The sequence below is a fragment of the Clostridium sp. CM042 genome, assembly GCF_055080995.1.
The window spans coordinates 1179693-1202827 of record NZ_CM143646.1; the positions used below are offsets into that span (position 1 = coordinate 1179693).

Genomic DNA, 23135 nt, shown 5'->3' on the forward strand with positions numbered 1-23135 from the left:
TCCTTAGTTATGTTTTGTGTCGTGACTTAATTATAACAGGAAAATGCATAGATGTTTCTCTTTTTTTGATATATGGAAATCGATGGAATCATTTTCGCTCATTTATAGATAGTTTAACTAATATACCTAATTTAATTCATTTAGTTTAAATTTATCTCCACGCTATTTAAATCAAAAAAATAAGTGTTAACTTAGTTAACACTTTAATAAGATTTCTTTCACAAATAAAATAACATCTAAAACAATTGGGAAATATGACTATCGATGGTTATTAGTCCGTAATAATTCCTAAAATATTGCATTAAATTCCACTCATTATACAGCTTGTTTTAGCTAATAATAAATAGTAAGTTTAATAGTATTTAAGAAGGAGAAAAAATATGAGAAAAAAAAGTTTACTTATATCTATGGTTTTATTATTTATGTTTTTTTTATTAGATAGCCAAATAGCATCAGCCTACTCTACTCTAAGCAAAAGCGATGAAAATGTAATATATTTAACCTTTGATGATGGACCTAGTGTTATGACAGATAAAGTGTTAGATATACTTAAAAAGAATGATGTAAAAGCTACTTTTTTTCTTATTGGTAATCAACTTAAAGGTCAAGAAGCTGTGGTAAAAAGAATAAATACTGAAGGGCATAGTATAGGATTGCATTCTTATACGCACACATATAAGAAATTATACTCCAATAGACAAGAGTTTATATCTGAGATGTTAAAATCTCAGAATGAAATTAATTCTATTACAGGAATTAAGCCGACAATAATAAGATTTCCTTTTGGCAGTAGAAATCATTTAACTAAGGATTTTTTAGAACAACTTCACAGCTATAATTTTAAAATATTTGATTGGAATGCTGCCATGTCTGATGGAGTTAATTGTAATACACCTGTTGATAAGTTGTATAGAGAAGCTACAAAAACTACAGTTACAGGGCATCCTATAATATTGCTTATGCATTGTGACTATGTGCATAAAAATACTTGTAAGGCACTACCTAGTGTAATAAAATATTATAAGGATAACGGATATGAATTTAAAATTATTGATGATGAAACTCCTGAAAATTACTTTCCTATTAAATCATCTCCTGCGAAGCTGAAACATTAACGACTTCAGAAGGAGATTTATATTCATGCTTAAACTTTCTCTTTGTTACAGTATTGAACCCTCACTTATAGAAGTGGAAGAATAAATGCTAATTTCAGAATCTGAAATTAGCATTTATTTTTCCACGATAAGATCAATATGTGTTTTTAACACTTTTAGCATATTTGACCAAGTACAGTTTTTAAATCTCCTTTATTTTCAATTGCCGCTTTTATTGCTAATGTTAACCCTTCTGTAATTTTCTCGAGCTCCATATAAGGAGTATTGGGTTTACTCATTACTTGTGCTGGAATGAATGGAACATGTATAAAAGTTCCCCTTACTATTGGGTATTTTGTGTGAATTAAATGAAGCAATCCATACATTAAATGATTACATACAAATGTACCTGCACTATTAGAAAGTGACGCTGGGATGCCGTTTTTCCTTATTTCTTCTACCATTGCTTTAACCGGAAGGCTTGAAAAATAAGCATTTTGACCGTTTTCAAAAATTACGCTATCGATAGGTTGATTTCCCTCATTATCTGGAATCCTCGCATCATCCACATTAATTGCAACTCTTTCCATTGTTAAATCAAATCTACCGCCCGCTTGTCCAACACAAATCACTATATCTGGATTTTCATTAATTATTGCTTTTTCTAGTTCTATAATCGATTTATTAAATACCGTTGGTATTTCGACTTTCACAATTTTAGACCCAGCAATAGTATCTTCTAATTTCCTTACCGCTTCGAAAGATGGGTTAATTTTTTCTCCTCCAAATGGATTAAATCCTGTTATTAATACTTTCATATTGTCACCTCATTATTATATTTTAACCTTGCGTCGTTAAAATGCCTAAAAATACATTAAAACGATATGACTCTTATCAAAATTCACTTCAAGTCAATAACTGTTACAGACAATGATGCTTGTATAATTTAAACAAATAAAAAAGCTAACTATTTTATTATTATAATGGCTAGCCTTTTTTTAAATGTCTTAATATATAAAATATCACGCTAAGCATTACCCTATCACGCTAAGTTATAACATTTTTCAAATATTTCCTCTGATTAATTAAGATTGTTTGTTATTGTTTTTTATTCGTTATTATCATTGTATAGTATTTCAGGTTTTTTTTCAAGATGTTTTGTAAATTCAGATAATAATGTTATAATATTAATCAACAACAATACTAAATGATAATGATTGATGAGGTGCTTAAATGTTTACTGAAGAAAGACTAGAACAAATCTTAAGTATACTTAATGAAACTGGTAGAATAAAAGTAAAAGAACTAAGTGAACGATTTAATGTTTCAGAAGGTATGATAAGAAAGGATCTACAAAGACTAGAAAAATCTGAGGCTCTTCAAAGGACCTATGGTGGGGCTATCCTAAATAGAAAGATTTCTAAAAACAGCTCTATAACTACTAGAATGAACTTAAACTTAAATAGCAAAGAGTTAATATCTCAAAAAGCTTTTGCCCTTATAGAGGATGGAGATGTGGTTTTTTTAGATACCTCAAGTATCAACTTTTTGTTAGCTAAATTAATATCTAATAGTACTAAAAATTTAACTTTAATAACCAATATGTCACTAATACCACCCCTTTTTAATGATAATGAAACCGTTAAGCTAATATGTATAGGCGGAGTATATAATAATAAATCTGGTGGAGTTTTTGGTTCAGAGGTAACTAAGAGTATATCTAAATATACCTTTAATAAGGGTTTTGTTGGAAGTTCCGGCATAAATTTAATTACAAATAGCGTAGGTACTGTTACCTTAGAAGATGGTAATGTTAAAGAAATTATAGTCTCTAATAGTAAAGAAGTATTTTTACTTGTAGAAAAAGAAAAATTTAATGTAGATGGTACCTATAGATTTGCTACTTTAGATGATATAGATGTTATAATTACGAGTTCAGACCTTACTGATGAGATTATAGAAAAACTGTCTAAATCAACTATAAAGTTAATCTAGACAGTTTTATATTAATATTATTGGTCTGATTTCCGCTTATTTCTGCACATCCTTTTTGATACTGCCTTCTGAGTAATTCTTTATGAATTTAAGTAATCTATATTCCTCATCTTTAGAATTAACCCAGAAGTCAGGTAAAACTCCTAATCCATCTCTCCATTCTAAATCATTATCTACAAAAAGAGTATTTCCAAAAAAAATATCGATCTTAGAATTTGGTAGAACATAATATCCCACATTCCCTATATTTGACATTCCGCTTGTGTTTGTACCTATAAAAAATGTGTTACTACAACTTTTTAATGCCTTTACAAAGCTTTCACCTGCTGAAGCTGTATTCTTATCCATTAAAACAAAAATTGGCTTTTCATTATTAATATGAGTTGAATCATCATGTCCTACTTCTGACCAACCGATATATTTAGGATCACTTTTATTATTTTTATACATATCATTAAGTTGCTGTTCAAATTTAGGATAATCCTTTGGTCCCACCATTTTTTTACCGTTGTAAAGCAATGCATCTTTTGAATTTTTAGTAAGTAGCGTTGAACTAAAGACCGGTGATTTGTACTCTTGATTTGTAAAATTTTTAATCCAATCGAAAGCATATAGTTCATTCCCACCGAAATTACCTCTTAAATCAATTATAACCAAATCTTTCTTGAATATTTTTTTACCATCTTCCACAAATTTTTCAAGTTTTTTAGATGGTTCAAAAGAATTTAAATCAATTACCGGTATGTTATAAATTTCTTCATATTTATAACTATTATTACTCCCTTTATGAACGTAATTTTTTGATGTGTTCTCTAAGTTAATACTTATACTATTGTCCTTATTAGCATCTTTAAATTTTAGGTCAATTGGTAACATATCTTCGTTACTCTTATATAATCTACATAATCTATATACAATATTTCCATTTTCATCTATAGAAGGCTTAATGTATTTTTCAGGCTCCTCCTTATTTATAGTAACAATACATTTCATATCATTATTCAATTTCAGAAAATAAGAGTTATCCTTTTTTGTAACTTCATATTTTTCAGTAGTGTACATAATAGACTCCTTACATGGTCTGCCACCACCTATAGAAAAATGTCCATCTTGAATAAAATCTAAATTATCACACATAACTTTTTCCAATTCGTTACATTCAATTCTACCATTCTCTTTCTGTAACTTCTTAAATTCTATTAAAATATTTCCTTTTGCTTTTAGAAATTTTTCATCTCCTCCAAAATATTGATAACCAGCATATCCGTATTTCAATTCTTTAAAAATGTATTCTACATCTTCTACAACCTTTTCTCCTTCTACTGTAATTCCTTTTTTTTCTTCATCTACTTCTATATAATCTGGGACACTTTTTAAGTTTTCATATTTATAAAGAAACTCTTTTTTAAAGTCATTAACTGTCCCTATATTTTGATCTCCTTCATTCGTTGCATCCCTGCTTTCATCAATACTCTCCAAAATATCTTTAGGAATATTATTTTTTATATTCTTAGCTTTTCCAACGTCAATATCTAAGAATTTTTTTACATATATCTTATTAGGTATATCAAACTTAAAAAGTATAGCAGCAATAACTAATAGTATACTAACGCTGACAAAAACTTTTTTCATTTTATGCATTACATTCACTCCCCCTACTATTTATCCCCCCAAGGATATAAGCTTTCATAACTACCAATATTTCAATCATAGTATTCAAAAAAATTGGTAAGTTTTAATTTGTTATCTTATTAAGTATATTCCACATATTATCTTAAATCCCTTTGTTATGAAAATAGATATAACTTTAAATGATTGAGAATAACTCAATAATATCCTTGAGTAAATTATAGAATTCTAAAGAATAGTTAACTATTCTTTAGAATGAGTTTTGTTGAAAATATTATCCTTAATCTATTTAAATAGGAATGTAATAATTACCATTTGGAGGAATATAGTATAGAATAATACAAATTACAGTTGTAATTGAAATGAGGTGGTATGGCAATGTATAAAATCCCCAAGATATCAAATGCTGAATGGGAAATAATGAAAATAATATGGATTAATTCTGAAATTTCATCAATCAATATTATACAAGAATTAAAGGATAAATCCGATTGGAAACCGGCTACAGTTAAAAGTTTGATAAACAGATTATTAACTAAAAATGCAATTGGATTTAATAAATTAGGTTATGAATATTTATATTTTCCTTTAATATCAGAAGCTGACTGTATAAAATCTGAAAGCCACTCCTTTATTAATAGGGTATTCAATGGCTCTATTAAATCTATGCTCTTAACTTTTGCCCAATCAGAAGAAATATCTGAAACAGATATAGAGGAATTAAAAAATATACTAAACCAATCAAGTAAAACGGAAGGTTGATGATTGTGGATTTTTTAAATGTTTTTGAGCTGATTGTACTTTCATCTTTAATTGGTAGCGTAATTGTACTAATGATATTAATTATTAAAGGGATATTTAGAAATAAACTAAATTTTACTTTTCACTATTATATATGGTTAATATTAATTATAAAATTAATAATTCCATTTGGGCCACAAAATCCTTTAAATATTTCTAATTTATATGAAAATTTTCATGTACAGAGTACTACAAATAACACTACACAAACTACTTCTTCAAAAGAACTTACAAATGCAACCCTAAGCGATCCAATATCAATAAGTGCGATGCATCCTTCAAATAAAAGTGGAATTAGTAAGGCTAACAGTATACCTTTAAAACACAACGTTAATATTGAAAAAGTGCTTTGCTTTATATGGATATTTGGATCCTCATTATCAATAGGGATATTAGTTATAGGATATAAAAAATTAAAGGATATTGTTAGAACTTCTATAAAAAATATAAACAGCACACATAGAGAAATTTTAAATAAATGCAGGTCAGCTATGAATATAAGCACTGAGGTCAAATTATCATATTCACAAAAAATAATTAGTCCTTCTTTATGTGGACTAATTAAACCAAAGATATTAATTCCAGTCAGAATAGCCGACAATATTGGTGATGAAGAATTTAAATATATTATAATGCATGAATTAACCCATTTGAAAAACAAGGACATATTTATAAATTGGGCTATTACTTTATTGTCCATGATTTACTGGTTTAATCCAATCTTGCTCTATGCTTTTCATAAAATGAGACAAGATTGTGAAATTTCCTGCGATGGTCAAGTTCTTTCTTATTTAGGAGCTAGCGAAAACCTGCAATATGGAAATACAATAATAAAGGTATTGGAGCTCGCTGGCAAAAGCAATAGACTTATCGGCACTACTTCAATGGTTTTAAATAATTTGGAAATAAAAAGGAGAATTATTATGATTTCAAAATATAAGAAGCTAAATTTCAAAGGTATATTACTTGGGACTGTCGCTTTCATTACTATAGGAAGCCTCGGTATTGCATTAAACACTTCAAACATAAACTCAGATAAAAATGTTGCTAGAGCTACACCCTTACAAGTAGAAACACCAGTAACAACTTCTAAAAGTACAGTTAAAAATACATCAAATGCAGCCGCATCAGCCATTTTCAAAAAATCAACAAGTGATAACACTGATTCTATAGTACCATTTTCATCAGATATAGTAATTTACAATAGTCATCCTGATGAAGATTATCCCTCTGGAATGAAGGTAACTGATGTAGGTGCTTTATTGAGTAATAAACTTGTTAAAGAAGGTTTTAATAGCCAATTTGTAAAGTGTGACCCACCGACAGACTATAATAAATCATATCAAGCTGCACGTGAAATAATAACAAAAAATGTAAAGGCCTATTCAAATACTATTTTAATAGACATACATCGGGATATAAAAGAAAAAAGCAAATCTGACACGAGAAAAATCCAATTTATACTTACTAAAAGAAACCCACGTTACGAAGCAAATAAAAAATTTGTTGACAGTCTATTAGGAAATATTAAATATTCAAATGGAATTGAATCAGATATCGACTTTTATCAATATGGAATATCTTATTTCAATCAAGATTTATCTAACAATTCGTCATCTATTGAGCTTGGGAATAACATGTCCAGCGACAGCGATATTGAAGCTTGTGTAAATGCACTGGTTTTAGCATTAAAGAATACTCAAAATACTTCATCTAACTAAAGGATAAACCCTAATGGAACCCCACTACAGTTAAATCATCACATGCGGTGCTATTCTAAAATATATTATCAAATAAAATGTAGTGGGGGGGGATGAAGATGAGGCGTATAGTTGTTAAAAAAGATGTTAATGAAAGAATGTTTTTAAGTATTTCCACGTTTCTCATTATTTTTTTATTAGGCCTAATTTTTCCTAAAAATGTTAATGCAGGCAATGAAAGAAAATCTCAAAATTACTTTTATGTTAAAGCTATTAGTAATACATTGACTTTAATTAATTCATCAAATAATGGAGAGCAGAATGTTAACAGTGAAATTAAATATACAGTCTTATCGTTTTTAGGAATAGATGTTTTGAATCCTATATCAATAGTGGTAAACGAGATTCCATACTTGGATAAAATTGAAAATAGTAGTGCTGTAAAGAATGATAGCAATAAAGAAGAAACAATATTTAATCTTACTCCCTTTAACTTAAATGATAAGCAGGTAAGTAAAAGTGAAACCCCTAATGTAATTGCAAACCTTTATAATCCTGCTTTAAAACAAACACCAAATAATGTCAAGCCTCGAGTACTTATTTACCATTCTCATGCAACTGAAGCTTATCGGACCTCAGACAAGGATACGTCCAAAAAGGGCTTTAATTTAGATTTAACAAAGAATGTATGTGCTGTAGGAGATGTAATAGAGAATGAACTTCAAAAAAATTATGGGATTACAGTTATACACGATGAGACTTTGCATAATGTAGGAGATTATAATTCGTCCTACAAAAAATCTAGAATTACCTTACAGAAGTATTTAAAGGCATATGGAAATTTCGATTTAATTATTGATTTACATAGAGATGGTGTTTCTGTAAAAAATAACAGAGTATCAAAATCTAATATAAATGGAGAAGATGTTGCTAAGTTTATGTTTGTAGTGACGCGGAAAAATCCTAGGTATGCCAAACAGAAAAAACTAGTAGACTCTATGATAGGAATATCAAATAAATTATTTCCAAGTTTTATAGACAGCAGAGAAATCTATTATCATGATTGGGGAATGAGTGGCTTTTATAATCAGAATGAAAGCGATACTGCTGTGCTAATTGAGGTTGGCGATAATAATAATACTATTGAACAAGTAAAAAATACTGGTAAGTATTTATCAAGAATTATTGCAGAGCAATTAAATGGAAAGAAGTAAATAATTATTTTATACTTTTTAACGTAAAAAAAGATAGGAAATCCTATCTTTTTTTTTATAAGTTATACTTTTCTAGTATGCCTTCAATAAACCTTCCATTTTCATAGAATAATTCACCATCCGCATAAATTTTCCCACCATTTCTCATATTACAAAGCATATCCCAGTGAATAGTAGATTTGTTTAGTCCCCCTGCTTCAGGCATTGAATCGCCAATAGCCATATGCACTGTTCCACCAATTTTTTCATCAAAAAGCATGTTTTTTGTAAAATCCACAATACCGTAGTTGGTGCCTATAGCTACCTCACCAAAGCTACACGCTCCTTCATCATTTTCAAGAAGTGCCTTAAGTAGGTCCTCTCCTTTCGTGGCTGATGCTTTAACTACCTTTCCTTTTTCAACCTCTAAAACTATTCCTTCAATTTCTTTACCCATATATATTCCTGGAAAACTAAAGGTAATTACTCCATCCACTCCATCTTCAACAGGTGAGGTAAATATCTCTCCGTCCGGGAAATTTTCTTTTCCATCGCAGTTTATCCACTTTCTCCCTGCTATATTTACTTTGATATCCGTTCCCTCAGAAATAAACTGTAATCCTTTTTTAGTATCAAGGTATCTAACCCATCTTTCTTGCTCTGCGCTTATCCTTTTCCATTCTGCTACTGGATCTTTCTCATCAAGTAGTCCTGCACCATAAACAAAGTCCTCGTAATCGCTAAAGCTCATTGAAGCTTCCTGAGCATCTGCATAAGTAGGAAATTGTGTACCACACCATCTTAACGACCCATTTCCCATCTTTTCGGAATATATTTTCCTCCAGCTTGCTTCCCCTTGTGCATATATTTTAAATTTATCTGCGTCAATTCTTGAATTTGTCTTTGTGTTTCTACTTCCCCAAGCAGAAATCCATACATCTGCTTTTTCAAGCATAGTTTTAAAAATCACATTTTCTTGAAGAAGCTGATCTTCACTGCTGTATTTAAGTTTTATTTCTGATACCTCCTGTGAAGTTAATACAGTTTCCACATGAGCACCTGCCTTCACAGCTTCCTTTACTACCTCTACCATCCAAGGTTTTGCCACCTCATCACAGGATACAAACACAAAATCACCCCGTTTAACCTTGGTGGAATAATTCACAAGTAACTTTGCAAGTTTATTAAGTCTTTGATCAGCCATTTATAATCTCCCCTTGCTCTTAGCTTTGTGGGATAAGTTGCCCTTTAAAGTATTAAGTCCGGCTATTGAAGAAAAATCGAGTTTGTTGTCAAAGTTCAGTTTTGCTGAATTGAGAAATACTGTATTTTCCATATGTCCCTCCTAAAATCTATATACTACTATTATTTTATCATATATAATCTTATTTAAAACTATTATACTGATAATTCTAAATTATTTGCACAACAGCTTTCTGATTGAGACAATTAATATTAATTGATAATTTCTACACCCTAGTGCATAATAAAAGAGTGAATTTTAGACAGGGAGGTGGAAATTTTGAATATTTTAATAGCAGAGGATGACCAGGACTTAAGGCAACTATTGGAATTACACCTAATAAAAGAAGGCTTTACGGTATATGCTGCAGAAACCGGATTAAAAGCTTTGGAGATATTTAAGAATAACGAAATCAATTTAGCTATTCTTGACGTAATGATGCCAGGACTTGATGGTTTCAATTTGCTGAGAAAGATAAGAGAAACAAGTGAGATTCCTGTAATGTTTTTAACTGCAAGAGGTGAAGATCCCGATAAAATATTAGGGCTAGGACTAGGTGCTGATGACTATATGGTCAAACCCTTTAATCCCATTGAACTAATCGCAAGAGTCAATGCACAACTAAGAAGATCCTATAAGTACATAGCGGCGTTAAAAACTCCTGATAAGTTACTTATTCAAATAGGAGATTTAACTTTTGATAAAAATAGTTACAGTATATATAAAGATAATAAACAGTTAGAATGTAATGCAAAGGAGCTAAAGTTGCTTCAGATTTTTATGGAAAACGTAGGAAAAGTATATACAAAAAAGCAACTTTATGAAGCGGTATGGGAAGATGCTTATTTTTGCGATTGTGATGATAATACAATTATGGTACATATTAGCCATTTAAGAGACAAGATTGAAGATAATCCAAAGTCTCCTCAGTATTTAAAAACTATAAGAGGAATTGGTTATAAGCTGGAAAATAACTTAGGAATAAGGAATAAGGTATGAAGAAAAAGAAAGTTGCAAACATGCTTTTGCTAAATTATTTATTACTATTTATTTTTTCTACAATAATTTTCATTGTTGTATCTTTAATTATTTCATTAAGCTTTAAGGGATTAATAAAACATGATGAAATACCAGAACTATCAGCTTCTCAAATTATGAGAGATGACTATAAAAATATAGATTTTTCTCAGGTTTTAAAATATAAAGGTGGAGTTCAGGTAATTGACAAGAATTATAAGGTTGTTCTTTCAAGAGGAATAAATCCGAAGAATATAGAACAATATACTAAGAGTGAGTTTAGTGAATTCTTAATTAATATTAACAAGCATCAAGAAGAGTATTATTATAGTGTTCGTTATAATAGCAACGGTGATTTTTGGTTGAAAATAGTTATTCCTTATAAAACTCAATTCGTTAATGGTATTTTTTTCGATAAAAATGGAATTCCCAGAGTCATAGATAATTTTATATTTCTTCTAATTTTAGGCGGTTTAATTAATATTACTTCTTTTATCCTTGGGCTTATTATTTACTCACGGTTAACCTCTAATAATTTTGTAAAACCTTTAAAAAAATTATTAAGTGGAGTTACAACAATTGCAGGCGGTGATTATTCTGCCAGGGTTGATTTGAGGTCTACGAATGAATTTGGAGAACTTAAAGATGCTTTCAACATAATGGCAGAAAAAATTGAAAGTGAGAAAAATTTAAAAGAAAAATCTGAAGATAATAGGAGAAAGCTGATACTAGATATATCTCATGATTTAAAAACTCCCCTTTCTAATATAATGGGATACTCTGATCTACTAATGAATACCAAGGATATATCGAACTACGACAGAGAGAAATTTTTAGTAATAATCATAAATAATAGTTCAAGAGCCAATAATTTAATAGGCGATTTATTTGAACTATCTAAGATGGAGAGCTCAGATTTTAAGTTAAAGCTTAAAAGCGTAGATATTTGTGAATATTTAAGGGAGCTTATAGCCTCATTAATACCTCAAATAGAAGAGGCTGGTTTCAAATATTCTTTTGAGATACCATTCGATAAAAAGATTGTTCTTATTGATGTGAAACAAATGGATAGAGCCCTCATTAACATTCTTAATAATGCTTTAAAATATAACAAGCCAGGTACAGAAATAAAAATATTATTGAAGAGTTCTTTTAACAAAGTAGCAATAGAAATTCAGGATAATGGGATTGGAATCCCTCTTAAAATGTCTGAGGAAATATTTGAGCCCTTTAAAAGAGTGGATAGCGCAAGAAGCTCTCAAACTGGAGGCACAGGCCTAGGACTTGCAATTACTAAGACCATAATTGAAAAACATAATGGGCAAATATACCTTGAAACTGATATAGGAAAAGGCTGCAAATTTATCATTGAATTAGAATAACTAAAGGAACTTTCTCACTTTAGAATTTGTTTCTATTTTGAGAGAGTTCCTTTGATATTTAACGACATTTAAGGTAGAAAGTCTCAAAATGAGATGATTTAAGGTAGATTTAAGATTAACACAGGGCTTATTTAAGATTCAGTTGTTATTATAAATATATAAGATCTAAAAATAGAAACACACTAATGGATTCGAAAGGAGTTATTTATGCTTTTATCATTAAACAATCTTTCAAAGGAATATATTATTGAAAAAAAGAAAAGTTTTAGCGCTCTTCGCTCTGTAAATCTTAATTTTGAAAAGGGAGAATTTATTTCAATACTAGGCCCTTCAGGCTGTGGAAAATCTACCCTTCTAAATATAATTGCTGGCCTTGATGGGCCAACTTCAGGCGATTTAATTATTGAGGGAAAATCAACTAAAAAATACAAAAAGAAGGATTGGGATTTATATCGTAAAAACAATATAGGCTTTGTTTTTCAATCCTTTAATTTAATTGAGCATTTATCCGCGCTTGAAAATGTTGAAATTGTTATGAATTTAATCGGTCTATCAAAAAAGGATCGTATAAAGCGTGCAGAAAGCTTACTTAAACAGGTAGGCCTCGAAAAACATATGGATCATAAGCCAGGTGAATTATCTGGAGGTCAAAAACAACGTGTATCTATAGCAAGAGCCCTTGCAAATGATCCAGATATAATACTAGCAGATGAGCCAACAGGTGCGCTTGATAAAAAAACAGGGATTCAGATTATGCAGCTTATTAAAGAAGTTGCTAGCGATAAGTTAATTATTATGGTTACTCACAACCGAGAACTCGCATATGAATACTCTACCCGCGTTGTAGCTATTCTAGATGGAAAAATTCAAAAGGATGAGAAAATTAATGAATCTGAAACAAATAGTTTAAAATCAGAACTTAAAAAGAAAGATGGTAGTATGTCTTTTGGAAATGCCATAAAACTATCCCTTAGAAATATTAAAGAGAAAATGGGACGAATAGTCGTAACCACTATTGCTGGCTCCATTGGAATAGCAGGTATTCTATTAGTTATCGGACTTAGCAATGGGGCAACTAATTACATAGATCTTCAAACAAATTCTTTTGCTAGTGCTAACATAATACAAGCTTCTATGAAGTTTAAAGATGCGGCGCTACAAAAGACTGATTATCCAAAGAATATAAATGTCTATGATAGCATTAAGAAAAACCCTGATGTATTAAAGATTAGAGAAGACTTAAATATTAAAGGCATTACTTCCTTTGAAGCAAATAATAAAGAATTAAAAGATATTCCATTTAATTCCTTAGCTGGTGAAAATCATCTTTCAAACATTGAACATGCACTAAAAGGTAGTGTACCAAAGGACAATAAGAATGAATTATTAGTAAATAAGGATATGGCTAAAAATGTAATTGAAATGTATGGCATGAACCCAGATAAAGATGATTACACAAAAGCCATTGGTAAGAAACTCAAGGTAATAATTCAGGAGAAAACCATAAATCCAATCACAGGAGATGAAATTTTAGGTAAAAAATATACACAAGATTTTAAAGTTGTCGGAGTTGTGGATGAAATAGCCTTAAGCTCAGCCTCTGCATATTATTCTTATGATGCAGTTAATACATGGCTTAAAAATGATGGCTATTTTATAGGAAAAGAAAACCGCGACGTCACTGCAGAAGTGGTTATAAAAGACGTTCATAACAATGAAGCTGTACTCAATTACATTAATGCTAAGGAAAATGGCGGTATTGGTGGAAATAAAATGACGGAAACAAAAGGCTTTTCTGCAACCTCACAAATTGTTATGGTTAAAACTGCTATTAAGACTTTAATTAATTTGGCCCAGGCAGTTATGATTGTATTTATATCACTAGCACTCGTAGTTTCAACAATTTTAATAGGTATTGTAATTTTCTCAAGTGTACTTGAACGTAAAAAGGAAATAGGTATTTTAAAAGCTGTGGGAGCAAGGAATAAAGATATTGCTCGTATTTTCCAAGCTGAGTCTGCCTTAATCGGTCTTTTTGCAGGAGTCACTGGAGTCCTAGTAGCTTTTATAATACAGCCAATTGCAAATAGAATAATCAATAATGTATTAAATATTAATGCAGATAATATCGTAAATATTCCATTAACTGGTATACCATTTACAGATATTAAAATTCCCTTTGTAACTATTGCCGGTATAATTGTTATAAGCATCTTAGTTGCAGTTTTAGCGGGACACTTTCCATCTAAAAGAGCAACTAAAATTCAAGTTATCGACGCATTGCGTGATGAATAGGAGGAATAATAAATGTTACAAATTAAAAATTTAAGAAAAACATATAAAATTGGTAAACACCAAGTTATGGCATTAGATGATGTTTCTTTTGATTTACCTAATGGTAAACTCGTGGCAATTGTTGGACCTTCTGGTTGTGGAAAAACAACAATGATGAACTTAATAGGAGCTTTGGATAAGGATTTTCAAGGCGATGTTATTGTTAACGGAAAATCTTTAAAAAAGGCCGGAGAAAAAGATTTAGACACTTATAGAAAAAATACAGTGGGCTTTATTTTTCAACAGTTTAACTTGCTTAATTCACTAACATCAATCCAAAATATAGAACTCGCCTTAGATTTATCAGGAATATCTAAGCAAAATAAAATAAAAAAGGCACGTAGCCTCTTAGAGCGAGTTGGACTAACAAATCAAATGAAAAAGAAAGTAAACCTTCTGTCAGGTGGACAGCGTCAACGTGTTGCTATTGCTCGTGCTCTTGCTAATGATCCAGAAATAATTTTAGCTGATGAACCAACTGGAGCCTTAGACGTTAAAACTGGTGAGCAAGTTATGGAACTATTAAAAGAAATTTCAAAAGAAAAACTAGTACTCATGGTTACCCATGCACCGGACCTTGCTAAATCTTATGCAGATTTAATTGTTAAAATGGAAGATGGTAAGTTAATTTCTATTGAAGAAAATATGCCTTCCATGTCAACTGCTGCTACCAAAATCGAAAAAATAGAAACAAAATCAAAAATGCCCTTTTTGTCAGCCTTAAAAATATCACTTCGTAACGCATGGCTTAAAAAAGGTAGAACCTTAGCAACAGCCATTGGTACCTCTATAGGTATTTGTGGAATTGCCTTAGCTATATCTATTACTTCAGGTACTACTAATGCAGTTGATACTCAGGTTAAAGGTATCTTTCCAACAAATGCAATAACTGTAGGGTTAAAAGAAAATACTGATAAGTCTCTAAAAAATATTAAGCCTCTAAAATATAGTGATATAAACTCAGTTATGTCCTTAGATAAAAGTATATATGCTTATAACTTTCAAATTGGAGGCAAAGGAATTCCTGTTGCACAATTTTATTCTTTAGATCAAAGCATAATTAAAGATGAAAAATTGATGAGTAAACTGTCAGACCAAGCTACTAGAGAAAAATTGGTTATGATGATGGCTCCAGGAGTGCTAGAAGATGTTAAAAATGACATTCAATATGGCAACCTTCCAAAAGCAGGTTCCACAAATGAAATTGTTATTTCACTTTCCACCGCTAAGGATTTAGAGAAAAACGGTGGTGATCTAAAGGACTTAATTGGTAAAAATATGTACGTTCGCTATTTAAAACAAGACGCTAACCCACGTAATGGGCAAAGTGGTATTCCTGAAGCACCCATTGTTAAAACTTGGAAAATTGCCGGGATTGCCAATACTACAACTTTAATTGATACCTATTATGCAACGAGTGATTGGGCAATTAATTTTTATGAGAAAGAGTTTAAAATAGATAAAACAACTTTGGAAAGCCCTTCCTTAGTTCTATATTCTAGTAATACTAAAGACTTAGATTCAGAACTCCAAAAATTAAATAATTCCCAAGATAAATACAAATTTGAATTAACCGGTAAAACTATATCAGCGCAAGTTGATGGCGCAATGAAACAAGTGCGTTATGCACTTATGGGATTTTCCGGAATATCCATTCTTGTAGCAGCTCTAATGATATCAATAGTTGTTTATATTTCTGTACTTGAAAGAATTAAGGAAATAGGTATTCTCCGTGCCGTGGGTGCACGAAAAAAAGATATCTTGAATATTTTCGTTGCAGAATCATTCATTATTGGTGTGTTGTCAGCAGGCATAGGATTGATATTTACTTTAGGTGCATCTAAACTCATCAATTCAGCAGTTTATGGTTTCTTAAAGAATATTTCTGCAAATGCTCCTTATATGGAAGTAGCTAAATTGCCACTTGCAGACGCTGGTTTAATTTTATTGTTCTGCGTAGTGTTAAGTATGATTTCAGGTTTCTATCCATCTTTAAAAGCTTCAAAAATGGATCCGATAGACGCATTACGTAGTAGATAACACAAAAACTCATTGATTAGGATACTATAAATAGTATCCTAATTTTTTTATTGGAGGAATTTTAAGTAATGTAATATCTTACTCGTGTCGTTTAATTATTTCTATATTTTCTTTTTCTATTGGGGTTAATATTTGTGTTTGTATATTAAAACTTGGATTTGGTGAGTACCATGATTTTGACGTAAAGTAATCCCTGAATTTAGACATACTAAATACGTATCCATATCTTGCATATATTTCATTTCTTGCATATGCTCGCAAATTATAATCTAAACCATTTATTTCTGAATCACTTATAAGTCTACTATCACTAAAACTAAAAATATAGTCTGACTGTACTACATATGTTGGTATCTGCCCTTGTGGTTGAACAATATACTCTTTTTGAAGAATAACCTCTTTTGACTTTGGTACTTTTGTTTCATCTTCTAACTTAAAGTCTTTGTTTTTAATCTTATTATAAATACCTTTTATTCCACTGAAGTTTGTAATTGAATTATTCTCTAAATATAAGGAATTTAAATTTTCTAAGTTATTTAACTTATCAATATTGCTAATTTTATTACTACTTAAATTAATGTACTTTAAATATTGCATTTCCCCTAAAGGGCTTATATCCATAATCTCATTTTTATCTAGATTTAGCTTCTCAATATTTTTTAAATTTTTCAGCTTACTTATATCTTGAATTCTATTTGAACTTAAGCTAAGGATCTCTATACTTGTAATGTTTTCAAGTGCATTTATATCTTTAATATCATTATTATCAAGGCAAACTTCTTCTAAGTTAGTAAGTTTTTTTAAAGGTTCAATATTGCTTATACTATTTTTTTCTAAGTTAATCCTTTTCAAATTCACTAAATTTTCTATTCCCGAAAGCTCTTTAATGTTTTTTCCCGTAGCATCTAATACTGTAATATCCTTAACATCACTTTTGTATATTTTTCCTTTTGGTTTATCTATCATTTTTCTTACAACATTTTCTAGATTTGCATCCTGAATGTTTATGCTCGCTTCTCTTTTGCATCCTACTGTAAACATCATAATAATGCAAATAAGGCTCAATACACCTTTTTTATACAACACCAAAATTCCTCCCCCTTATTAATCACAAAATAACCCCACATAGAACTAGCATATTAACCACTCACAGTAAACGTGATACATTTTATTACTTCTTCCTCTAAATTTTTTGTATTTAAATTTTGTGTGTAAAAATATAAGCCTATCTAAAAAGCAAAAAACATTTCATTAAATTTTACTCTAATGAAATGCTTGCACTTGATAATTTAGGTGTTGACATGAAATTCCCTTCTAATGTTCATTTATAAAATTATTAAGTTGCCCATGCCAATCATCTGGTTCAAATGTCCCCGGTATTGTATCCTCTCCAAATAAAAGGTCTACTAAGTACCTCGGTTTTTTACCACCTATATACATTGATTTAGAACAAGAAACACAATAAACAACAACATCGCTAGCAGGCATCTCGTGAGCACGTTTTTTCATTTGCTCCTTAACCTGCTCCACAGAAAGAACACCATAAAAGCTATCTCCACAACAAGTACCATTTGTTCTCGTTTTTTCTGGCTCTACCAAAATGATATTCATTTTTTTCAATAGCACTCTTACTGCATTATGTACTCTTTCCTGATCTCGAGTAGGGCATGGATCAAGTATAGTCATTTCCATTCCCTTATAATCTGGGAATGGAAATGTTTTTATCTCAGCTAATACCTCCCAAAGTGAAATTGTCGTTACTTCTTCATAAAGTTCCCTATACCGTCTATCACAACCAGCACAGACATTTATTATTTGTGTTCCATTTTCCAAATTAGGTTTATGATTACAACAAATTAAATATTCATCTATATCTCCTAACTCACTATTTAAAAAATCCAGTACTTTTTTCCCTAACTCTGGTTTATAAATCATTAATGCACATCCCGGTGCAAATACTCTTTTCATAACACTCGCCTACCAATCTTCTAAATTTTTTCATAAACTAATTTTCTAATCCTCGTCGATTGATTAACCCTACATATTATACAAACATAACTTTGCTTAATATTTTCTTGATTTATAATAGAAATCATTGTAACTTTACCTACAAAATTCTTTAAATCTCACCCAAAAAATATTTTGTTATATTAATAATATATTTCTGATGATATATATTATCATATTTAGAAAAGCTAAACTCATAATTTCTCCTTTTATACTTTATGACAATATCCTATGATTATACAATAAATACATACTTTTAAACACCTTCAATAGATAATTAAGTTTTACTTTAATTACATTTATATCTTCTTTATCTCTTTAACTATGGATGCATCTGAAATATTAATCTCTCCCTTATATTCTAAAAGACCTATATTACAACCTTCACCTACCGTAATATTATCTCCTCTTACTATTTTTGCATTGGTATTTTGGATATATATATCATCCCCTTCTATTAGCTCTGTAGTTAACTCACTTCTTGAATTAAACATTTTATCAATTACTTTTCTAACCAAAGAATTGTCAAAGAAATTAATTTTTATTTCAATATGCTCGCCACCAATTTCTTTTACAATGCACTTCCCACCTAGTTTAATATTTACTTGTCCTGCATTTAATGATCCTTGTATTTTAAAACCACCACTAGCCTTAAAGCATTCCGTTTCACAATTTTTCCCTATATTCACTGAGCCCGCTACACTAACTTCTTCTCCGCAAAGGCTTCCTTCTATATGAGTTGATCCACTTATTTTTATGCTTTTGCTTTTTACATTTCCTACGATATGAGACGATCCACTTATCTTTATGTCTCCTACTTCTACATCACCCTCAATTTTTGCAGACCCGCTGATTTTTATACTTTCTGCTTTTAAATTACCTGCAACTTTTGATGAACCACTAGTTTTAAAGTCTATGCACTCTAAATCACCGTTAATTTTTCCTGACCCACTAATAATTACACTATTATATTTTCCACCACCTGAACTTCCTGACCCGTTTATTTTTATATCATTATTATTCATCTTTTCCATATTAAACCTCCCATATTTTTTTATATTAAATTTTAATTTTAAGTTCTTCAATGCACTGTGAAATATTAAGCCTTAATATTATTCTTGCATCTTTTTCTATATAAACCTCATTAGGCACAGTAATTAAAAAACATAGCGACATTCCAAGTTTTCTCAAAAAAATCATCTCGCAATTTTTACCTTCTAACGACTTATAATTTTCTTCTAAAGTCTCTATTATAAGTTTACTTTCTTCTAAGGATACATTCCCAGATACTACGCTCTTCTCTAATAATGAAATATATAAGATTTTTTTAAAAGGAAATGTTTTTATCTCCCCATAAATATTTTTATACATCATTAATGTCTTCTGCGTAACAATTCTCTTTTCCAATAACTCATCCTCACTTAAAAATACATCCGCTAACTGTGGTGAAAACATTTGTGCTAGATCATCTAATGATGCATCCCCTTTCATATTAATAATTTTTTCTATTCTATCTAATATTTTCTCCCTTGGGAAATAGGTTTCTTGACCGGTATAGCTAGATTTTTTTATGAACCATTCTTCTGGTATAAGCTTTTTCCTTTTCCATCTATACAACTGCCCATAGGAAACATTCGTAACTTCTAGCAACTCTTTTTTCGTTATTAACTCCTTATCCACATTGCCACTCCTTTTACTATTTGGGCTTATTTAACAATATTGTTTTTTATTATATATGTAGTGTAACATAACATTGTTACGTTGTAAATAATAATTGAGGTAATAGATACATTTATACGCAATAATATTTTAATCCGTAGTTGATATTCAATGCCTCCTTATATATGTTTTTTTATTTCCTGATTGATATAAACAAAAAAGCATTTCATTAAATTTCACTCTAATGAAATGCTTGTACCTGATGTATCTATAATAGTTCTCACCCCTTTAGCCGTAAAATACTACTCTCAAAATTAACATAATTACTTGATAATCTCAAAACTGCCACACTAATTTCCTAATCACCTTCCATTATTATAAGATTTTCAACTATTTATTATAATCAGTAATTACATTGATTTTTATACTTATATTAAATTCTACCTTAGTAAATACTATTATTCTCTACATTAATTTAGCCCCTTCATCACCTTAATAACCTCAAGAATGAATTATAAAGAAGGCATCAAAATTTACAAGGATTATTATAGTAATAAACCTGAAATTTAATGCAAAAAAAATAACACCGGTATCTATCCGGCGTTATTTGTATATATCTATTTTATAGGGGGATCCTATTCATTAATATTAGTCCTTTTATGTGACAGTAACATGACAAATATGATAATAATTTATGAACAATACTATATTGCATTAAACAATCAGTAGTTTATACTCCTTGTTAACATCGTCCCCTCTTTTTATTGTATAATTTTTGCTAACTAATATAATTATTATAGATCCTTTTTAGAATAAATATGTGTAGATACAATCATAGAAATAAACCCAACAATCAAAGCTAGAAAACATGGCAAAAAACTTTGAATAACTTGCGGTATTACAATTTGAAGGCTAATATCTTTAAAATCTAACCACTTTACTATATTAGGAGCTGCAAAAATTGATATTAAAATAGCGACAATTGATATATACCTTGTTTTCTCATACCCAAACTGATATTGAGTCGGTATAATAAATCCCCAAATTATAGTTATAATTAAAAGTGACATTCCAAAAGTAAAAATATTTAACTTCTCTATACCCATAGGAACTACAAATGCTGTGATTGTGTATATTATAAATGTGAAAATAAAAATTACTAAGCTAGATATATACTTTGCTTTTACTAATGTGTTTCGTGTATATGGAGTTGCACAAAGCAGTGCAGATCCTTTGTATTTATCCTCTGCCACTGATACCGTACCGAATAAAAAATATTCCATATAAAGTGCAGCAATAAAAAACCCCAAAAAACCTCCACTACTAGAAGTCACACTAGCGGTCACAAAAATTGGTACACCAACTGCAATAATAATTAAAAATACGAAATACTTTTTTGCTAATATAAAATCTTTTAATACAAGATTAAATAACATCTTCACTACCCCCTATATAAGTAAGCATGATATCTTCAATAGTTGGTCTTTCAATTAGAACACCATTCATTTGCTCACGTACAGCAGTTTTATTATTTGTCACACCTTCAAAGCTATATTCGGTTTCATTAAGTGATAAAAATAGTTTCCGTGTATGTGCATTAAGCAGCGTTTTATCTCCCTTAACTAATCCGTGTGTGTCTAATAGCATGTCTTTTTCTTCACTAAAGATGATTTTGCCTTCATCAATTAAAAGCAATACATCAGCTACTTTATCGAGGTCAGATGTAATATGGGTAGAAAATAATATACTTTTACCCTTTTCTTTCATGAACTCTAAAAGTATATCCATAAGCTCACTTCTCACTAATGGATCAAGTCCACTTGTAGGCTCATCCATAATTAACAGGTCCGCATGATGGGAAAGTGCTAAAGCAATAGAGTATTTCATTCGCATACCTTTAGACAATGTAGAAATTTTTTGATTTAGTTTTAGCTTAAAACGACCAATATATCCCTTAAAAACTGATTCGTCCCAATTTGAATATGAAGCAGCAATAACTCTTTTCATTTCCCTCATTGTCATATCTTCATAGAAATACCCCTCATCTAATACAACCCCTATATGGTTTTTCATTTCTCGTTCATTTTCAGCAATTTCTTTACCAAATAATTTAATACTTCCAGCATCCTTTAGCACAAGCCCAAGGATTGATTTTATAGTTGTAGTTTTCCCAGCACCATTAATACCAATAAAACCAGTAATGCACCCTTCTTGTAATGAAAAGCTGACATTATCTAAGCAAAAAGTACCATAATCTTTTTTTAGTCCATTTACCTCTAAAATATTATTCATTGCCATCCTCCTCCTCAAATATTAAATCCATCATGGAATACAGTTCACTTTTAGAAATTCTAAGAGAACGGGCAGTCTTCCACGCATCTGCCAGTTTTACCTCTACCATATGCCGTTTTGATTCCTGCAAAAGCTCAAGGTTTTCTGATGCTACAAAGGAACCTTTTCCTACTTTAGTTATAATAAAACCTTCTGATTGAAGCTCATCATATACTCTTCTGGTAGTAAGAACACTAACACGTAGGTCATTTGCTAACACCCTAATTGACGGAAGGATTTCTCCCTCTTTTAATTCACTACGAAATATTGCATCCTTAATTTGATCTTTTATTTGTTGATATAAGGGCTGGTCAGATACATTTGCGATAATAATTTTCATTTGAACTCCTTCTCTGTTTTCATAACTGTTAATGTATTAAATACACACAATACACTTCATGTACACTAACCATATTATATGTAAATATCCCACTATTGTCAATATTAATTTTAAGAAGGAAAGTCTCCCACTTCTATAAGTGGGAGACTTTCCTTCTTAAGTAGGCACAAACTTTTTACCTAAAGTTAACGAAAATACAAGGGCGGTGTTTCAATTGGAGGAGCTTCTCTTTGGATAATGGATAAACAAGATGCAACAAAGCAAAAACAGCAAATTCTGCAATTTATAAATATAATAGAACTAATAAGTAGCTCAATAATATACAATTATTGTTTCTTTGGGAATGCTTAAATAATCGGCAATATTTGTT

Annotated in this window: 20 protein-coding genes; 9 read left to right on the plus strand and 11 right to left on the minus strand. The window is 30.2% G+C overall.

What is annotated here, in order from left to right; all coding sequences use genetic code 11:
* The first annotated feature begins 380 nt into the window (after positions 1–380).
* Complete coding sequence (locus ACWJJ7_RS05545) at positions 381–1115, plus strand: polysaccharide deacetylase family protein (protein ID WP_462964311.1); 735 nt, start codon at positions 381–383, stop codon at positions 1113–1115.
* Between the two features lie 155 nt (positions 1116–1270).
* On the opposite strand, the gene pcp is transcribed toward ACWJJ7_RS05545, so the two are convergent.
* On the minus strand, positions 1271–1912 hold the full coding sequence (gene pcp, locus ACWJJ7_RS05550; protein ID WP_462964312.1) for a pyroglutamyl-peptidase I: 642 nt from the start codon (positions 1910–1912) through the stop codon (positions 1271–1273).
* Positions 1913–2327: 415 nt separating this feature from the next.
* Between pcp and ACWJJ7_RS05555 the strand changes: the two genes are divergently transcribed.
* Positions 2328–3089 carry a DeoR/GlpR family DNA-binding transcription regulator gene (locus tag ACWJJ7_RS05555; RefSeq protein ID WP_462964313.1) on the plus strand — a complete coding sequence of 254 codons (762 nt, stop codon included), beginning with the start codon at positions 2328–2330 and terminating at the stop codon, positions 3087–3089.
* A 36-nt stretch (positions 3090–3125) separates the two neighbouring features.
* Here the strand turns inward: ACWJJ7_RS05555 and ACWJJ7_RS05560 are convergent, their stop codons facing one another.
* On the minus strand, positions 3126–4730 hold the full coding sequence (locus ACWJJ7_RS05560; RefSeq protein ID WP_462964314.1) for a S41 family peptidase: 1605 nt from the start codon (positions 4728–4730) through the stop codon (positions 3126–3128).
* Between the two features lie 366 nt (positions 4731–5096).
* Here ACWJJ7_RS05560 and ACWJJ7_RS05565 point away from each other — a divergent pair, with 366 nt between their 5' ends.
* From ACWJJ7_RS05565 to ACWJJ7_RS05575, 3 genes are all read left to right on the plus strand, one after another.
* A complete protein-coding gene (locus ACWJJ7_RS05565) occupies positions 5097–5480 on the plus strand; it encodes a BlaI/MecI/CopY family transcriptional regulator (protein ID WP_165413950.1) in 384 nt (127 codons plus the stop codon).
* A gap of 5 nt (positions 5481–5485) precedes the next feature.
* Positions 5486–7240: a M56 family metallopeptidase gene (locus tag ACWJJ7_RS05570; RefSeq protein ID WP_462964315.1), complete on the plus strand. Its 1755-nt coding sequence runs from the start codon at positions 5486–5488 to the stop codon at positions 7238–7240.
* A 98-nt stretch (positions 7241–7338) separates the two neighbouring features.
* Complete coding sequence (locus ACWJJ7_RS05575; RefSeq protein WP_165413948.1) at positions 7339–8433, plus strand: stage II sporulation protein P; 1095 nt, start codon at positions 7339–7341, stop codon at positions 8431–8433.
* Between the two features lie 55 nt (positions 8434–8488).
* Here the strand turns inward: ACWJJ7_RS05575 and ACWJJ7_RS05580 are convergent, their stop codons facing one another.
* Both ACWJJ7_RS05580 and ACWJJ7_RS05585 read right to left on the minus strand, forming a co-directional pair.
* Positions 8489–9616 (minus strand): aminopeptidase, encoded by a 1128-nt coding sequence (locus tag ACWJJ7_RS05580; protein WP_462964316.1) that lies wholly within the window; start codon positions 9614–9616, stop codon positions 8489–8491.
* On the minus strand, positions 9617–9748 hold the full coding sequence (locus tag ACWJJ7_RS05585) for a hypothetical protein (RefSeq protein WP_462964317.1): 132 nt from the start codon (positions 9746–9748) through the stop codon (positions 9617–9619).
* A gap of 186 nt (positions 9749–9934) precedes the next feature.
* On the opposite strand from ACWJJ7_RS05585, the gene ACWJJ7_RS05590 reads away from it, so the two are divergent.
* The 4 genes from ACWJJ7_RS05590 to ACWJJ7_RS05605 all read left to right on the plus strand — a co-directional run bounded on the left by ACWJJ7_RS05590 (position 9935) and on the right by ACWJJ7_RS05605 (position 16428).
* Positions 9935–10654, plus strand: coding sequence for a response regulator transcription factor (locus tag ACWJJ7_RS05590; protein WP_165413946.1), 720 nt, complete (start codon positions 9935–9937; stop codon positions 10652–10654).
* Positions 10651–12054 (plus strand): sensor histidine kinase, encoded by a 1404-nt coding sequence (locus ACWJJ7_RS05595; protein ID WP_462964318.1) that lies wholly within the window; start codon positions 10651–10653, stop codon positions 12052–12054. Before ACWJJ7_RS05590 ends, ACWJJ7_RS05595 begins: the two co-directional genes overlap by 4 nt.
* Positions 12055–12261: 207 nt before the next feature.
* Entirely contained in the window at positions 12262–14349 is a 2088-nt protein-coding gene (locus ACWJJ7_RS05600) for an ABC transporter ATP-binding protein/permease (RefSeq protein WP_165413944.1), read from the plus strand.
* Between the two features lie 12 nt (positions 14350–14361).
* A complete protein-coding gene (locus ACWJJ7_RS05605) occupies positions 14362–16428 on the plus strand; it encodes an ABC transporter ATP-binding protein/permease (RefSeq protein ID WP_462964319.1) in 2067 nt (688 codons plus the stop codon).
* A 78-nt stretch (positions 16429–16506) separates the two neighbouring features.
* Here ACWJJ7_RS05605 and ACWJJ7_RS05610 read toward each other — a convergent pair whose 3' ends face one another.
* The 7 genes from ACWJJ7_RS05610 to ACWJJ7_RS05640 all read right to left on the minus strand — a co-directional run bounded on the left by ACWJJ7_RS05610 (position 16507) and on the right by ACWJJ7_RS05640 (position 22765).
* Entirely contained in the window at positions 16507–17514 is a 1008-nt protein-coding gene (locus ACWJJ7_RS05610) for a leucine-rich repeat domain-containing protein (RefSeq protein WP_462964320.1), read from the minus strand.
* A gap of 228 nt (positions 17515–17742) precedes the next feature.
* Positions 17743–18396, minus strand: a complete 654-nt coding sequence (locus tag ACWJJ7_RS05615; RefSeq protein ID WP_462964321.1) for a (Fe-S)-binding protein — start codon at positions 18394–18396, stop codon at positions 17743–17745.
* Positions 18397–18734: 338 nt separating this feature from the next.
* A complete protein-coding gene (locus ACWJJ7_RS05620; RefSeq protein WP_462964322.1) occupies positions 18735–19469 on the minus strand; it encodes a polymer-forming cytoskeletal protein in 735 nt (244 codons plus the stop codon).
* Between the two features lie 25 nt (positions 19470–19494).
* On the minus strand, positions 19495–20115 hold the full coding sequence (locus ACWJJ7_RS05625; RefSeq protein WP_462964323.1) for a YhbD family protein: 621 nt from the start codon (positions 20113–20115) through the stop codon (positions 19495–19497).
* 773 nt (positions 20116–20888) lie between these two features.
* A complete protein-coding gene (locus ACWJJ7_RS05630) occupies positions 20889–21530 on the minus strand; it encodes an ABC-2 transporter permease (protein WP_462964324.1) in 642 nt (213 codons plus the stop codon).
* Positions 21520–22386: an ABC transporter ATP-binding protein gene (locus ACWJJ7_RS05635; protein WP_462964325.1), complete on the minus strand. Its 867-nt coding sequence runs from the start codon at positions 22384–22386 to the stop codon at positions 21520–21522. Before ACWJJ7_RS05635 ends, ACWJJ7_RS05630 begins: the two co-directional genes overlap by 11 nt.
* Positions 22379–22765, minus strand: a complete 387-nt coding sequence (locus ACWJJ7_RS05640; RefSeq protein ID WP_462964326.1) for a GntR family transcriptional regulator — start codon at positions 22763–22765, stop codon at positions 22379–22381. The genes ACWJJ7_RS05635 and ACWJJ7_RS05640 overlap by 8 nt, the downstream gene beginning before the upstream one ends.
* Positions 22766–23135: the final 370 nt, after the last annotated feature.

Bases quoted from the DNA above. Each gene is read 5' to 3' on its own strand.
- ACWJJ7_RS05635 (WP_462964325.1), bottom strand. From the start codon at position 22,386: ATGAATAATATTTTAGAGGTAAATGGACTAAAAAAAGATTATGGTACT.
- ACWJJ7_RS05585 (WP_462964317.1), bottom strand. From the start codon at position 9,748: ATGGAAAATACAGTATTTCTCAATTCAGCAAAACTGAACTTTGACAAC.
- ACWJJ7_RS05565 (WP_165413950.1), top strand. From the start codon at position 5,097: ATGTATAAAATCCCCAAGATATCAAATGCTGAATGGGAAATAATGAAA.
- ACWJJ7_RS05600 (WP_165413944.1), top strand. From the start codon at position 12,262: ATGCTTTTATCATTAAACAATCTTTCAAAGGAATATATTATTGAAAAA.
- pcp (WP_462964312.1), bottom strand. From the start codon at position 1,912: ATGAAAGTATTAATAACAGGATTTAATCCATTTGGAGGAGAAAAAATT.
- ACWJJ7_RS05640 (WP_462964326.1), bottom strand. From the start codon at position 22,765: ATGAAAATTATTATCGCAAATGTATCTGACCAGCCCTTATATCAACAA.
- ACWJJ7_RS05545 (WP_462964311.1), top strand. From the start codon at position 381: ATGAGAAAAAAAAGTTTACTTATATCTATGGTTTTATTATTTATGTTT.
- ACWJJ7_RS05630 (WP_462964324.1), bottom strand. From the start codon at position 21,530: ATGTTATTTAATCTTGTATTAAAAGATTTTATATTAGCAAAAAAGTAT.
- ACWJJ7_RS05580 (WP_462964316.1), bottom strand. From the start codon at position 9,616: ATGGCTGATCAAAGACTTAATAAACTTGCAAAGTTACTTGTGAATTAT.
- ACWJJ7_RS05605 (WP_462964319.1), top strand. From the start codon at position 14,362: ATGTTACAAATTAAAAATTTAAGAAAAACATATAAAATTGGTAAACAC.
- ACWJJ7_RS05575 (WP_165413948.1), top strand. From the start codon at position 7,339: ATGAGGCGTATAGTTGTTAAAAAAGATGTTAATGAAAGAATGTTTTTA.
- ACWJJ7_RS05595 (WP_462964318.1), top strand. From the start codon at position 10,651: ATGAAGAAAAAGAAAGTTGCAAACATGCTTTTGCTAAATTATTTATTA.
- ACWJJ7_RS05620 (WP_462964322.1), bottom strand. From the start codon at position 19,469: ATGGAAAAGATGAATAATAATGATATAAAAATAAACGGGTCAGGAAGT.
- ACWJJ7_RS05560 (WP_462964314.1), bottom strand. From the start codon at position 4,730: ATGCATAAAATGAAAAAAGTTTTTGTCAGCGTTAGTATACTATTAGTT.
- ACWJJ7_RS05555 (WP_462964313.1), top strand. From the start codon at position 2,328: ATGTTTACTGAAGAAAGACTAGAACAAATCTTAAGTATACTTAATGAA.
- ACWJJ7_RS05615 (WP_462964321.1), bottom strand. From the start codon at position 18,396: ATGAAAAGAGTATTTGCACCGGGATGTGCATTAATGATTTATAAACCA.